10 protein-coding genes are annotated in these 14,256 nt (G+C 57.7%); 7 read left to right on the top strand and 3 right to left on the bottom strand.

Annotated features, from left to right (window positions below; translation table 11 throughout):
* Positions 1-123: 123 nt before the first annotated feature.
* Together mngB and mngA are read right to left on the bottom strand one after the other, a co-directional pair.
* A complete protein-coding gene (gene mngB / locus BN1139_RS02510; protein WP_005351280.1) occupies positions 124-2,778 on the bottom strand; it encodes a mannosylglycerate hydrolase in 2,655 nt (884 codons plus the stop codon).
* A gap of 86 nt (positions 2,779-2,864) precedes the next feature.
* Positions 2,865-4,811, bottom strand: coding sequence for a PTS 2-O-a-mannosyl-D-glycerate transporter subunit IIABC (gene mngA, locus BN1139_RS02505; protein ID WP_005351281.1), 1,947 nt, complete (start codon positions 4,809-4,811; stop codon positions 2,865-2,867).
* A gap of 247 nt (positions 4,812-5,058) precedes the next feature.
* Here mngA and BN1139_RS02500 point away from each other — a divergent pair, with 247 nt between their 5' ends.
* A complete protein-coding gene (locus BN1139_RS02500) occupies positions 5,059-5,778 on the top strand; it encodes a GntR family transcriptional regulator (RefSeq protein WP_005337027.1) in 720 nt (239 codons plus the stop codon).
* 116 nt (positions 5,779-5,894) lie between these two features.
* Here the strand turns inward: BN1139_RS02500 and xseA are convergent, their stop codons facing one another.
* Complete coding sequence (gene xseA, locus BN1139_RS02495) at positions 5,895-7,274, bottom strand: exodeoxyribonuclease VII large subunit (protein ID WP_005351282.1); 1,380 nt, start codon at positions 7,272-7,274, stop codon at positions 5,895-5,897.
* 290 nt (positions 7,275-7,564) lie between these two features.
* On the opposite strand from xseA, the gene BN1139_RS02490 reads away from it, so the two are divergent.
* The 6 genes from BN1139_RS02490 to BN1139_RS02470 all read left to right on the top strand — a co-directional run bounded on the left by BN1139_RS02490 (position 7,565) and on the right by BN1139_RS02470 (position 13,846).
* Positions 7,565-8,116 (top strand): cytochrome b, encoded by a 552-nt coding sequence (locus BN1139_RS02490; RefSeq protein WP_005351284.1) that lies wholly within the window; start codon positions 7,565-7,567, stop codon positions 8,114-8,116.
* Between the two features lie 444 nt (positions 8,117-8,560).
* Entirely contained in the window at positions 8,561-10,024 is a 1,464-nt protein-coding gene (gene guaB / locus BN1139_RS02485) for an IMP dehydrogenase (RefSeq protein WP_005345006.1), read from the top strand.
* An 84-nt stretch (positions 10,025-10,108) separates the two neighbouring features.
* Positions 10,109-11,698, top strand: a complete 1,590-nt coding sequence (guaA, locus tag BN1139_RS02480) for a glutamine-hydrolyzing GMP synthase (RefSeq protein ID WP_005351286.1) — start codon at positions 10,109-10,111, stop codon at positions 11,696-11,698.
* A 379-nt stretch (positions 11,699-12,077) separates the two neighbouring features.
* Positions 12,078-12,350: a hypothetical protein gene (locus BN1139_RS02475; protein WP_005337011.1), complete on the top strand. Its 273-nt coding sequence runs from the start codon at positions 12,078-12,080 to the stop codon at positions 12,348-12,350.
* Positions 12,351-12,751: 401 nt separating this feature from the next.
* Positions 12,752-13,192 carry a hypothetical protein gene (locus BN1139_RS21275; protein WP_129504192.1) on the top strand — a complete coding sequence of 147 codons (441 nt, stop codon included), beginning with the start codon at positions 12,752-12,754 and terminating at the stop codon, positions 13,190-13,192.
* A 153-nt stretch (positions 13,193-13,345) separates the two neighbouring features.
* Entirely contained in the window at positions 13,346-13,846 is a 501-nt protein-coding gene (locus tag BN1139_RS02470; RefSeq protein WP_041202764.1) for a hypothetical protein, read from the top strand.
* Positions 13,847-14,256 lie beyond the last annotated feature (410 nt).

Here is a 14,256-nt window from a genome sequence, read left to right as displayed (position 1 = left end):
CCCCGCCAATCGGCGGGGATTTTTTATGTCTTTATCAAGCGGGGCAGGCCAGCTGAAGGGATAAACAGGCGGGGAGGGGATGACTCTTCCCCGCCTGTTGCTACCTGTGGGTGTTACCGGCGGTTAGCCGCGAGCCACCCGAAAGCGCACGCTGCGGGAGTGGCACGGCGCCAGCTCGCCAAACTCGCCAGCGGCCAGTTCAAGGGGCAGGGGCTGTTCGTCCATCCGCACCGCTTGCCAGTCGCTCAGGGCGTGTTCGCTGCTCATTTTGCCACCCTCCAGTACCGCCTGCTCGCTCGGGTTGTAGACCCGGATCACCAGCGCCTCTTCATCTTCGGCTTTCTTTAGGGCGCTCAGCACCGGACCGGAGGGATCCATGGTGAGCAGACTGAAGTGCAGCGGGGTAGTGAAGCTTGCCTTGTTGAGCTTCATGGCATCGAACGGGATCTTGTTGTAGCAGCGCACTGGGGTGAGGTAGCTGCGCGCCGCCTGCATCACATTGGCGCTGATGTGATCGCCGGCAAACGCCAGCAGGCTGAAACGGCTGCTGAGCTTGCCGCGCACCTGGGAGTCCGGGGTGGGCAGCTTGATGCCGGAGGGGCGGCCCGGGCGTAGCAGCAGCTCCTCTTTACCGAGCACGCCGACCCCGCGCAGCAGGGTGAGCGCCAGGGTGTCGCACTGCTCGCCGATCACTTCAAACTCGCGCAGACCGTCACTCAGCACCGCTAGCCCCTGCTTGCCATCTTGCAGGGCGACGAAGTTCATCAGCTGCCAGACCGGAATGGGGGCCTCTTTCCACCCCTCCGCTTCCCAGTTAGCCATGGCGCTGTCGCGGGTGGGGCGGGTGATGCAGCCAAACTGGTTGTCGGAGACCACTGTGTCGCTCGGGAAGGGGGTGGGGATCAGCACCCGCACTCTGTGATCGTCGGCCTGATTGTCGAGCTCCAGTTCGATGTCGATGCGCGGGCTCTGATGCGCCAGCGTGATACGGCAGGTGACATCGAGGTGACCGCTGCACTGGCGGCTGGCCCGCTCGGCGAGGTTGGCCGGCAAGGCCATGCGCAGTTTGAGAGTGGCGATGCTCTGCCACGCCTGATGGGTGACCTTGCGGGTCACCGCAAACTCGGTGGAGTAGCGCAGCCACTCGTCCCGCGACGGCGAGTAGTCATACTCGTCACCATCATCGGAGCCCTCTTCCAGCGTGAGCACCTGATCAAAGGTGGTGCCGCGCAGCTTGTCCAGGATCTGCAGGGTGCCGTTGTCATTGAGGGCGATGCGATAAAAATCGTTCTCCAGCAGCTCGCCGCTGGCCGTCACCGGCTGCTCCAGTCCCGGCTGGTTGCCCTCGATATGGAGAGTGCAGTAGCCCATGGCTGGCAGAGGATGGCAGAGCTGGATGTCGTACTCCATAAAGGGGTCGTAGTTGCCATAGTGCACGATCTGTCTGTCCACCAGTCCCGGGTCAATCTCGCGTCTGGCGCGGATGAAGTAGGGGACCGGCTGGCCCGCTTCATCGCGCAGGGCAAAGGATTGGGCGCGAATACGGATACTGGTATTGATCACCTCCTGACGGGGGAAAGGCATCAGGTTGAACAGGCAGAGTTTGTCGGCCACCTGCACGCCGTCTTCGCAGAGCGCCACCGGCATGTTGTCGACAATCTTGCGCATGTAGAAGCGGATCAGGTTCTCGGCCATGTCGTCGGCCAGAATGAAACGGGTCATCACCTCCTGATGCACCTTGTCGCTACAGCAGCAGCCGATGCTGTCGTGGGCGTGGTTCTTCATGATCTCCTTCCACATCTTCTCCAAAAGCCCATGGTGGTACTCGAAGCCGAGTGCCCAGGCGATGCTTGCCAGCGGCTCGAGGATGTTGACGATCTTGTTCTCGATGGCGGCGTGGGCCAGCTTGATGTCCATCCGGGTGGAGGAGATGGTGCGGTGTACCCGCATGTATTTGCCGTCGTTGAACTCCCCCTTGAGGGTGGCCAGCTGGTCGCGGCACGCCTCGATGCGCTCGAAGACCTGCTCGAAGCGGCTCATGTGGAATTCACGCTGGGGGTAGATCTCCCGCAGCTTGTCGATAATGGCGAAGATGTTCTGCTGCAGCGGCATCTGGTCGTGGCCGTTGGGCAGCAGGATATCCTTGGTCACTGAGGCCTTCTCCAGCACCTCGAAGTAGGATTCGAGCCGTTTGCGCAGGCCCGCTTCATCTTCCGGCAGGTACTTGCCGATGGCGTAGCCGAGCGGCAGTACCTGGGCGGTCACCTCGCTGCCGTCGTTGCTCTGCCAGAGAAACTCGGTCTTGTCGGTACCGTGGCGCTCGGAGCAGCCGCGCCAGAACATGGCCCGATCGATCCCGAAGCCGTTGAAGATGTGGGGCAACTGGGAGGACATGCCGAACGAGTCGGGCAGGTAACCGATCTTCATCGGCTCGCCAAGGCTCAGGCAATCGCGCATCCCGTAGAGCAGGTTGCGCAGGATGGACTCGCCGCTCACCTGCATGGTGTCGGTCTGGGTGTACCAGGGGCCGATGATGAGCTTGCCCGCTTCCACCAGTGCCTTCACCCGGGCCTTGTTTTCGGGCTGGATGGCGAAGTAATCCTCCAGCACCGCAGTCTGGCCGTCCAGCACATAGAACTTGTAGTCGGGGTCGGATTCAAGACGCGCCAGGATCTCAGCCATGTTGTTGACCAGCAGGATGCGGGACTCCTCGGTGGTGAAGTACCACTCCCGATCCCAGTGCATGTGCGGCGTGATGTGAACTCGTGAAACTGTCATGACAATGATCCTTTGCTGACGCACGGCGGCCCTTGCCTGCCGTGCGGAAAAATAGTCTGTTGAAAAAGCGGTGGTGAAGATGAGCCTTACTCTGCGGCAACCACCTGATAGGTGCCGCGCTGCATGGCGTGACGGCGCCAGCCGATCAGCACCACAGTGGAGATAAGGGTGCCCACCAGCGCCGCACCGAGCCAGACGGCGGCAGCCATCAGGGCGCCGTGGCCGCCATCGTGGAGCAGGAACAGGGAGAAGATGCCGGCCCCCGGGGTGGAGAGACCAATCCCCATGGCTCCTACCATGGCGCCGGTGACCACCGAGCCTGCGAGGAAGGAGCCGATCACCCGGATCGGATCTTCGATGGCCATCGGAATGGCGCCCTCGGTGATCCCCGCCAGCCCCAGCAGCCAGGTCGATTTGCCGGTCTCTATCTCGAAGGTCTGGAACAGGCGTGGCGCCAGCAGGGTGGAGAAGGTGACGGTAAAGGCCGAGACCATCTTGACCGCACCGAAGATGGCGTAGGGGCCGTAAACCCCGTTGGCCATGGCGCCGAGGCAGAAGGCGTAGGCCGCTTTGTTGACCGGGCCACCCAGATCAAACGAGCACATAAAGCCGAGCAGGGCACCCAGCACCAGCGCATTGGTGCCGGAGAGGCCGTTGAGCCACTCGGTGAGGCTGTTGTTGAGCCAGGCCACCGGCTGACCGATGACAAACAGCATCAGGCTGCCCGCCACCAGAGTGCCGATCACCGGATAGAGGTAAAAGGTGAGAAAGCCGTTGAAGTTGGGGCTAAGGCGCACATGCTGCTTGACCCAGCGCATCAGGTAACCGGCGATAAGACCGCCGACCACGCCGCCGAGAAAACCGGAGCCAATCATGTTGGCGGCCAGTCCCGCTGCAAAGCCCGGGCCCAGCGCCGGTTTGTCCGCCAGCGAATAGGCGGTATAGGCCGCCAGCACCGGCACCATCAGGGTGCCCAGCATGCCACCGCCGAGTTTTCGGTACATCCAGAGCCAGGAGTTCTCGGTATCAAACAGATGTTGCAGGCCGAAGATCTGGGCCAGCAGCACAGAGACGGCGAGCACGGTACCGCCCGCCACGATGAGCGGCACGGCAAAGGAGATACCGCTCAGCAGCGCCTGCTTGAGCTCGGTCTTGAGGCTCACCTTTTTGCCGGTCGGCGCATCGCTCTGGCTGGTGCTGGGGGTCGGGGCAGTGCGACCGGCCTTGGCCGCGTCCAGCGCATCATTCAGGATCCGCTCGGCATGGCGAATGGGCTCGGCCACCGGCGTCTCGATCCGGGGGATGCCAGCAAAACGCTCCTGCTCCTTGATGGCCACCTCGGCGGCGAAGATGCAGGCCACCGCAGCATCGAGCGCCTCTTGCGGCAAGCGATCCTCGATGCCGTTGGCACCCTGCTTCTCGACCATTACCCGAATGCCCAGTTTGCGCCCCGCCTTTTCCAGATACTCGGCAGCCATATAGGTGTGGGCGATCCCCGCCGGACAGGCGGTGACACAGACCACTGTGGGTTGATTTGTATTTAAGTTGTCTTCTTTTGCTGGTTGCTTGTCGCCATCCTCTTCACCATCAAGCAGCGCCATCAGCTGCTCGGCACTCTGGGCCGCCAGCACCGCCTCGCGGGTATCGTCATCCACCAGGGCAGTGGTGAGGGTGGTGAGCAGCTGCATATGGGTGGAGCCCGCCTGATCGGTCGGGATCGCCAGCATGAAGATCAGGTTGACCGGCTCGGGGCCGTCGATCCCCTCCCAGCCCAGCTCCTCGCTCAGGGTAGCGACGGCAAAGGCCGCTTCGCGCACCGCATCGCACTTGCCGTGAGGTACCGCAAGCCCTTCGCCCAGGGCTGTGGGGCCCTGCGCCTCGCGGGCCATGACCGCCGCCAGAAAGGCAGCCTTGTCGTGCAGCTTGCCGGCCTGATCGAGCCGATCAGCCAGGGCATGAATGGCCGCATCCCGATCGGCAAACCGGGTTTGCAACGTGATGAGATGGGGGCCGGTAAGACTGGTCAGATTCATGATGATCCTCTGTCAGGTTGGCTTGCCAGCAAGCCGTCATGGTGAAAGTGACAGCGATGCTAACAAACCGGCCGACTGATTTTTGTGATTGGTATCATACAATTCGTTATTTGTATTGTTTTTGTATTGTTTGGTCAAGGGGATTTGTTAGGTCAAATGAGGCTAAGCCGTTTTGTCTGCCGGGCAACTGGGGTAGAATGGCGCCTCTTCCATTTATCATGGCGCAGAGCCGACGAGGTGGCCTTTCGTGTCGAAAAAACCCATGTATCGCCAGATAGCCGACACCATCCAGCAGTGGATTGCGCAAGGGGAGCTGGCTCCCGGCGATGCCCTGCCCACCGAAGCCGAGCTGCGTGAGCAGTTCGGGGTGAGCCGTGTGACGGTGCGTCAGGCCCTCAAGCAGCTGACCGAACTCAACGTCATCGAGAGCATTCAGGGCAGCGGCAGCTATGTGCGGCAGGAGAAGGTGAACTACGACATCTATCAGCTCACCAGCCTCTATGAGAAGGTGACCGATCCGGCGGCCGAGACCCACAGTGACATTCTCGCCTTCGAGGTGATCAAGGCGAGCAGTGAGTTGGCCGAGCGGCTCAATCTGCTGGAAGGGGCGCTGGTCTACTACGTCAAGCGGGTTCGCTTTATTCGCCAGATCGCGGTAACGCTGGAGGAGACCTGGATGCCGCTCGCCCTCTTCCCCGACCTCAGCTATGCGGTGATGCAGGGCTCCAAGTACCACTACATCGAAGAGGTGAAGCAGCTGGTGATTGACCGCAGCGAGCAGGAGATCATTCCGGTGCTCCCCTCGGCGCAGGTAGTGGAGGCGCTCGGTATCGATCCCGCCAAACCCATTATCGAGAAGGTCTCCCGTGGCTTTTTGCAAGATGGCACCGTGTTCGAATTCAGTCGCAACTTCTTCAAGAGCGATGATTACAAGTTCACCCTGGTCGCGCGCCGCGCCAAGGGGTGAGCAGGCGACAGCACCCGAGATAAAAAAGGCCACCACCCTGTATGCGGTGGTGGCCTTTGTTTTTGGCAGATTGCCGGGCTGCATGGCAGATTGGCTGGTGGTTTGATGTAGCCGTTCTACTGCGCAGAGTCTTTGATAACTTCCTCGACCCGCACCTGCAGGCTCCCTTGCGCCAGGGTGGTGACGAGCTGATCGCCACTGTTGACCTGATCGGCGCGGCTGATGACTTCACCACGCGCAGTACGGGTGATGGAGTAGCCGCGACCGAGAGTAGCAAGCGGGCTCACCCCGTCGAGGCGGGCGGTGAGCATGGCGAGGCGGTGACTGGCAAGGTCTTGCCGCTTGGCAATCAGGGCATGAAGCCGCTCCTCGGCCAGCTGGTGGCGGCGCTTGCCGGCTGCAAGGAGGCGCTCCGGACTCTTGCCCTGCAGGCGCAGCTCAAGGTTGGTGAGGCGCCGCTCACCCTGATGCAGCCGCTGGCGCAATAGCTGCTGCAAACGGCTGGAGAGCTCGTCGAGGCGCTGGGACTGCTGCTCCAGCCGCCGCTTCGGATCCTGATGGTCGAGCCGCTTTTGCAGCAGGATGAAATCGTGGCGGGCGGCGGTCTGCTGGCGGCTCATCGCCTGCAGCAGCCGCTGCTTGAGGTGAACCAGACGCTGGGCACGGGCGCTCTGATCCGGCGCCACCAGCTCGGCGGCAGCCGATGGGGTAGGGGCGCGCAAGTCGGCGGCAAAATCGCTGATGGTGACATCCACCTCGTGGCCCACCGCGCTCACCACTGGTATGGCTGAGTGGGCAATGGCGCGGGCCACCGCCTCTTCGTTAAAGCACCAGAGATCTTCAAGCGACCCGCCACCACGGCCAACGATCAGCACATCCACCTCGGCGCGCTGGTTCGCTTTGGCGATCGCCGCGACGATCTGGCTGATGGCGGCGCTCCCCTGCACCTGAGTTGGGTAGATAAAGACCGGCAGATCCGGCGCACGCCGTTTGAGCACCGTCAGCATATCGTGCAGGGCTGCGCCGGTAGAAGAGGTGACCAGTCCCACCGCCCGTGGTTCGCGGGGCAGCGGCCGTTTGCGGCTTTCGTCAAACAGCCCCTCGGCACCGAGGCGGCGTTTGAGCTCTTCAAAACGCAGGGCCAATACGCCGTCACCCGCCGGCTGCATCGACTCGATGATCAGCTGGTAGTCGCCGCGCGGCTCATAGAGGGAGACCCGCGCCTGCACCAGCACCTGCATGCCATCCTGCGGGCGAAACGCCACCCGCCGGTTGTTGCCCTTGAACATGGCGCAGCGCACCTGCGCCGACATGTCCTTGAGGGAGAAGTACCAGTGGCCGGAGCTTGGCATCGCCAGATTGGAGAGCTCGCCGGTCAGCCACACCAGCCCCAGATCCTGCTCCAGGATCATGCGCACGGCGCTGTTGAGGCGGGTGACGGTAAAGACCTGCTGCTCGCGGCCGTTCGCCGCACTGGATGGGGTAAATCGGTTCAATGGCGTACCTGTGGTCTGCTCCGGCGTGGCCGGGATAAAACGATGACCGCTATCTTAACCCGAAACAGGGGGAGGGCGCTAAGCAGGAGGCGTCAGTAGCAGAAAAGCAAGATTGGAAACGCTGCCGTTTATCCGGGCAGGCAGTATGGCTCCCGATAAAAGCCCTCGCGCTTGCCCGCATCTGGCCGCGTTGCAGCTTGCCTAGATGCCGTTGATATCTCAGGTGCTGCTGATGTTCACGGCGCCACCATCTTGACCAGCGTTCACTCGCCCCCTGTTTGGAGTAGCTTATGAATCCCTCAACCCGTTTAAGTTTGACGACCCGTTTGCTGCACTGGTCGGTTGCCTTGCTGATGATTGGCCTGACCCTTGTGGGTTATCTGATGGTTAAATTTGAAATATGGGATCTCTATGCCCTGCATAAATCCCTGGGGGTGATTGCACTGATCTTGATTCTGCCCCGCGCCATTCTCCGCCTTGTTAAAGGGTGGCCTGAGCCTGTGCGTCAATATCCTGTGTACGAGGCATTGGCAGCCAGGGCGATCCACTGGGGTTTGCTGATTTCAACGCTGCTTATTCCAGTGTCCGGTCTCTGTTATTCTGCTGCGGCTGGCCGAGGAGTCGCGATATTTGGCTGGTCTATTATTCCGATGAATCCAGATATCCATGATCCGGACAATGTGATTCCATTCAGTGAATCCGTTCGGGATATTGCTCACACAGTCCATATATATTTGCCATATATCATGCTGGCATTTTTGCTGGTGCATATTGTCGGGGCGTTGAAACATCATCTGCTGGATAAAGATAATACCTTGCTGCGGATGGTGGGGCGAAAATAATAAAGAGAGGCAACCTTTTTTGTGCCGGGAAATATATATTGGCAGCGGGCGGAATTTATTATCCAGACCGAGCAAAGGACATTGAGAAGAGAATGATACCGGTGCGAGTGGTCGCCGCGAGGGCAAGAGACAATACAAGGACACAAAACAAGGGGAGGGTGGTCAGAGGCCGCTTGCCCCCTGAGCCCCTGTCGATCATCCCGTTGCATGGGGGTTGCGCTGCGTCGGCACCTACCGGTTTTGCATAAATCACCGGTTAGCCAACTCTTTTGCCCCGAAATGGCGCTTTTCGTACTGATAATCTTGGTTTTTTGGCGTTTTGGCCGCCTAAAAGAGGGCTATGCCATAAAAAATTCAAAAAACTTCTTTACCAGTGACCAATGCGTGAGTAAACTTCGTCGGCAATATTTTACACCCCCACTTCCTCAACGGTGAGATATTGCCATGCTCAGGATTGCCAAAGAAGCGTTAACCTTCGACGATGTACTGTTGGTTCCCGCCCACTCCGAAGTTCTTCCCAATACTGCCGATCTGCGTACCAAGCTGACCTCCGCCATCAGCTTGAACATCCCGATGATCTCCGCTGCAATGGACACAGTGACCGAAGCCCGTCTGGCTATCGCACTGGCCCAGGAAGGCGGTATCGGCTTTATCCACAAGAACATGTCCATCGAGCAGCAGGCTGCCGAAGTGCGCAAGGTCAAGAAGTACGAGAGCGGCGTGGTCACCGACCCCGTCACCGTGCGCCCTGACATGACCATCGCCCAAATCAAGGAGCTGAGCCACAAGAATGGCTTCGCCGGTTACCCCGTGGTGACTGACGGCAATCAGCTGGTCGGTATCATCACCGGCCGTGACGTGCGCTTCGTGATTGACCTCTCCCAGACCGTTGAACAGATCATGACCCAGAAAGATCGTCTGGTCACCGTGCGTGAAGGTGCCCCTCGCGAAGAGGTGGTTGCCCTGATGCAAAAGCACCGTATCGAAAAAGTGCTGGTGGTGAACGGAGACTTCAAACTCAAGGGCATGATCACCGTTAAAGATTTCCAGAAAGCCGAGCGCAAGCCGCACGCCTGTAAAGATGACAAAGGTCGTCTGCGGGTCGGTGCTGCGGTCGGTGCCGGTGCCGGTAACGAAGAGCGCGTCGCTGCGCTGGTGGAAGCCGGTGTTGACGTACTGCTGATCGACTCCTCCCACGGCCACTCCCAGGGCGTACTGGATCGCATCAAGGCCACTCGCGACGCCTATCCGGATCTGCAGATCATCGGTGGCAACGTGGCGACCGCCGCAGGCGCCAAGGCGCTGGCTGCTGCCGGTGTCAATGCGGTCAAGGTCGGTATCGGCCCGGGCTCCATCTGTACTACCCGTATCGTGACCGGCGTGGGCGTTCCCCAGATCACCGCCATCTCCGACGCCGTTGACGCGCTGGAAGGCACCGGTATTCCGGTGATTGCCGATGGCGGTATCCGCTTCTCCGGCGACATCGCCAAGGCCATTGCCGCGGGCGCCAGCTGCGTCATGGTGGGCTCCATGTTCGCCGGTACTGAAGAAGCGCCGGGCGAGATCGAGCTCTATCAGGGTCGCTCCTTCAAATCCTACCGTGGTATGGGTTCCCTGGGCGCCATGTCCAAAGGCTCCAGCGACCGCTACTTCCAGACCGACAACGCCGCCGACAAGCTGGTGCCGGAAGGCATCGAAGGTCGCGTGCCGTACAAGGGCCGCCTCAAAGAGATCATCCACCAGCAGATGGGCGGCCTGCGCTCCTCCATGGGCCTGACCGGCAGCGCCACCATCGACGACATGCGCACTAAAGCTGAATTTGTGCGCATCTCCGGCGCCGGGATGAAAGAGTCCCACGTCCACGATGTGACCATTACCAAAGAAGCCCCCAACTATCGGATGGGCTGATAAAACGGGGCCCTGCGCCCCGTTTTTCCACCCTTTTTTTATCCCGTGCCCTTTGTGACAACATCAGCCTGATGCAGGAATAAAATGACTAAAGACATTCACCAGCACCGTATCCTTATCCTCGACTTCGGTTCCCAGTACACCCAGCTGATCGCCCGCCGCGTGCGCGAAATCGGCGTTTACTGCGAACTGTGGGCCTGGGACGTAACCGAAGAGCAGATCCGCGAATTCAATCCCAGCGGCATCATCCTCTCCGGCGGCCCCGAGTCCGTCACCGAAGCGGGCAGCCCGCGCGCCCCCGAGTATGTGTTCAACGCCGGTGTCCCTGTGTTCGGTATCTGCTACGGCATGCAGACCATGGCCGAGCAGCTGGGTGGCAAGGTGCAATCCTCTACCGAGCGTGAATTCGGTTACGCCAAGGTGGAAGTGCTTGGCGAAGCTGGCAAGAGCAGCGCGCTTTTGCGCAACATCGAAGATGCCATCGCCGACAACGGCAATGCCCTGCTGGATGTCTGGATGAGCCACGGTGACAAGGTCACCACCATTCCGGCCGACTTCACCACCATCGCCCAGACCCCGACCTGCCCGCACGCAGCCATGGCCAACGAAGCCAAGCGCTTCTACGGCGTGCAGTTCCACCCGGAAGTAACCCACACCCGTCAGGGTGCCCGCATGCTGGAGCACTTCGTCAAAGATATCTGCGGCTGCGAATGCCTCTGGACCCCGGCCACCATCATTGACGACGCCGTTGCCCGCATTCGTGAGCAGGTGGGTGACGATGAAGTTATCTTGGCTCTTTCCGGCGGTGTCGACTCCTCCGTGGTTGCCATGCTGGTACAGCGCGCCATCGGCGATCGCCTGACCTGCGTCTTCGTTGACAACGGTCTGCTGCGTCTGAACGAAGGCGAGCAGGTGATGGAGATGTTTGGTGACCACTTTGGTCTGAACATCATCAAGGTTGAAGCGGAAGAGCGCTTCCTCTCTGCCCTGGCCGGTGTTGACGAGCCGGAAGCCAAGCGCAAGATCATCGGCCGCGTCTTCGTCGAAGTGTTCGACGATGAAGCGAAAAAGCTGAAAAACGCCAAGTGGCTGGCACAAGGCACCATCTATCCGGACGTTATCGAATCTGCTGCCAGCAAGACCGGCAAGGCCCACGTCATCAAGTCTCACCACAACGTCGGCGGCCTGCCGGAAGAGATGAAGATGGGTCTGGTCGAGCCGCTGCGCGAGCTGTTCAAAGATGAAGTGCGCCGCGTTGGCCTCGAGCTGGGTCTGCCCTACGACATGCTCTACCGTCACCCGTTCCCGGGCCCGGGTCTTGGCGTGCGCGTCCTTGGCGAAGTGAAGAAAGAGTACTGCGATATTCTGCGCCGCGCCGATGCGGTCTTTATCGAAGAGCTGCGCAAAGCTGACCTCTACAACCAGGTCAGCCAGGCGTTCGCCGTGTTCCTGCCGGTGCGCTCCGTTGGCGTGATGGGCGATGGCCGCAAATATGACTGGGTGATTGCCCTGCGCGCTGTTGAAACCATCGACTTTATGACCGCCCACTGGGCTCACCTGCCGTACGACTTCCTCGGTCACGTATCGAACCGCATCATCAACGAGATCAACGGTATCTCCCGCGTGGTGTACGACGTCTCCGGCAAGCCGCCCGCAACCATCGAATGGGAATAAGCGGCGCGCGCCCTTCTGCCCTTCGAGCATAAAAATGCAAAAAGACGCCCTTGAGGCGTCTTTTCTTTTCTCAATCGTTTGCGCAACACATCTTCTTTTTTAGAGCAGCTTTTTTGCCACTTTGCCCCTGTCATATGTGACAGGGGCATTTTTGCCATCCCGCACTAGGCTCTCTCATGACAATTGAGCCCGCTGTCAACAGCGGCTTGTGGCTGGGGGGAGGGCTGATCCAGTTGCAGATAGCTGCGCAAATTTGCCCATCGTCATCGCGCCAACCGGCAGTGACGATACCCCGGTGGAGACCGGAAACCACTTGAATCAACGGGGCGCAGCCCGAACGGCCAAACGGGTCGGGATCATAGAGCACGGAGAGTTTGATATGTCAGAACAAGCAGTGTTGGTGGGTGGATGGACCGCATATCACAAGCTGACCGCCGAGGATCAGGCGGTATTTGATCAGGCGCTGAAAGGATTTGTCGGGGTGCAGTACGTACCCTTTGAAGTCTCCACTCAAGTGGTGGCTGGCACCAACTACCGCTTCAAGTGCAAGAGCACTGTGCCGCTTGCCAAACCGATCCATGGCGAAGCCGTGGTACAGATCTTCAAATCACTGGACGGGGATGCCCATATCACCTCCATTACCCCGATCTGATAGGGTTATGGGCAGGGTGGGGAGGGGGAAATCTCCTAACCGGTTTGCTTCAGACTCCAGATAAAAGAAAAGACGCCTTAGGGCGTCTTTTCTTTTATCTATGCTCCGGCACTGCTGATATGTGGTCGGTATTTATACTTATTGATTAATTTGTTGATCTTGCTCAGGAAACTGTCATCTCACTATTTCCTTGTCTCTTCAGCTTGCTATGATTTTCGTTTAGCAACAGTTTGAGTGATTACTGTTTAAAATCAAAGTAATGCCATAGATAAATAGCAGCAAGCTGGAGGCTATTCGGCAATTAAAGCAGCCGGACTTATAAGGGGTGTTTTGCTATCGTATCGAATTAGTACCATATTCATTCCATCAGATTCACTGTTAGCGACAATGAGGTTTACATTATGTTCGAGCTAGAGAGTCCAAGAAGTCTTTTTGAAGAAATTCAAAGTGCGCTTACAGAGTACAACAGAAAACCTAATAGCAGGCTTTTTCTGTTTATAGTATTTTCTCTTAATCACTTAAGAGAGTGGATTGCTGGAAACGGTGCTAAAGAGGTTTATGATAAATCAAAAGCAGGGAAAGAACTCAGCGATGGAGAGGTTTTCTTACTAGAAATAGGTACGTTAAGTGAGTTTAACTTGGTCAGGTTATTGTGTAATAAAAGCAAACATATATCTGTAAGCTTACCATACGAGCTAACTACTTCTAGAGGCTTTCATGTTGGTAGCCCGTGCACTGACTCGCTTGACCAACTCTACTATACAATTGATGGTCTAGATTCACGACATGTGTTCTGTGTTGTTATGCAAAAATATAGTGAATGGTTTTTAAAAAATGATTAGTAAGTTAATATTACACACTAAAAAACATAAGTATTTATTAGGGCGGAATTAAACTGCACCGATAATCGGTGTTTTTTGGAAATGTTGTAAATTTAATGGAAGTAGTGCTTTGGGATTTTTGGAGTGAAAATGTAACAGGGAGCTATGCGTAAAATGGACAAACATTACTTAAAATCTTCGTTTCGTGAGAAGCTCATTGAGCATTTGTTTATTGGCGAAATGCTTAAGCTCTCTTGGAGTAGTGATCGCTGTAGCTTGGAAGTGGCAAAGCCAGAAGTTGACAACCAAGGTTACGATCTTATAGCCGAAGAAAATGGAGTGATACGGCACATCCAGTTAAAGGCTGCACATTTGCATGCCAAAGCGGCAAAACAAAAAGTTCATATCGCATTAGCGAGCAAGCCATCTGGCTGTGTGCTGTGGGTTTACTTTAATGAGGACACACTGGAATTAGGTCCTTTTTTGTTTTTTGGCAGCTCAGCGGGACAACCTTTGCCGAGTTTGGAAGGAATGCACACGGCCAAACACACCAAGGCAAATGCAGAGGGAGTGAAGGCTGAGAGGCCAGAAATTCGTGAAGTCCCGAAAGGAAAATTCGAAAAATTCGAAACAGTTGAGCAAGTGTATGCAAAATTATTCGGAGCCATGCCGTAGGGTGCAATGAAATTGCACCTCTACTTTTCTTCCTCAATACCTTGCACACACGCCGCTCTGAAAACGGTGCAATGCGCTGCGCTTATTGCACCCTACGTGTTTTGTTAATCCGCTGGGGTGGTGTGGCTAAGCGCCATGTCTTGCCAAGGCAACCAAAGGGGCGATCTGCGCCCCGATTCTTCTTATGTCCCGAAATCTAGGACATCGACTGAAAAATGGGACACCCACCTTTCTGAGCGCCGCGTAGCGGTCAATAGTGCCGTAGGGTGCAATGAAATTGCACCTCTACTTTTGTTCCTCATACCTTGCCTAAAAGCCGCTCTGCAAACGGCAAAAAGGTGGGTGTCCCAGATTTGGCCTGAACACTTTGCTATGTGTTTTTTAAAGGGATGTAGTGGTCAACTAAATCC

Source organism: Aeromonas veronii bv. veronii, from assembly GCF_000820225.1.
GTDB lineage: Bacteria > Pseudomonadota > Gammaproteobacteria > Enterobacterales > Aeromonadaceae > Aeromonas > Aeromonas veronii.
This window is presented reverse-complemented; position numbering and strand designations above follow the sequence as displayed.

Excerpts from the sequence above, each read along its gene's own strand:
- mngB (WP_005351280.1), bottom strand. The coding sequence starts at position 2,778 with ATGACAGTTTCACGAGTTCACATCACGCCGCACATGCACTGGGATCGG.
- mngA (WP_005351281.1), bottom strand. The coding sequence starts at position 4,811 with ATGAATCTGACCAGTCTTACCGGCCCCCATCTCATCACGTTGCAAACC.
- BN1139_RS02490 (WP_005351284.1), top strand. The coding sequence starts at position 7,565 with ATGAATCCCTCAACCCGTTTAAGTTTGACGACCCGTTTGCTGCACTGG.
- guaB (WP_005345006.1), top strand. The coding sequence starts at position 8,561 with ATGCTCAGGATTGCCAAAGAAGCGTTAACCTTCGACGATGTACTGTTG.
- guaA (WP_005351286.1), top strand. The coding sequence starts at position 10,109 with ATGACTAAAGACATTCACCAGCACCGTATCCTTATCCTCGACTTCGGT.
- BN1139_RS02475 (WP_005337011.1), top strand. The coding sequence starts at position 12,078 with ATGTCAGAACAAGCAGTGTTGGTGGGTGGATGGACCGCATATCACAAG.
- BN1139_RS21275 (WP_129504192.1), top strand. The coding sequence starts at position 12,752 with ATGTTCGAGCTAGAGAGTCCAAGAAGTCTTTTTGAAGAAATTCAAAGT.
- BN1139_RS02470 (WP_041202764.1), top strand. The coding sequence starts at position 13,346 with ATGGACAAACATTACTTAAAATCTTCGTTTCGTGAGAAGCTCATTGAG.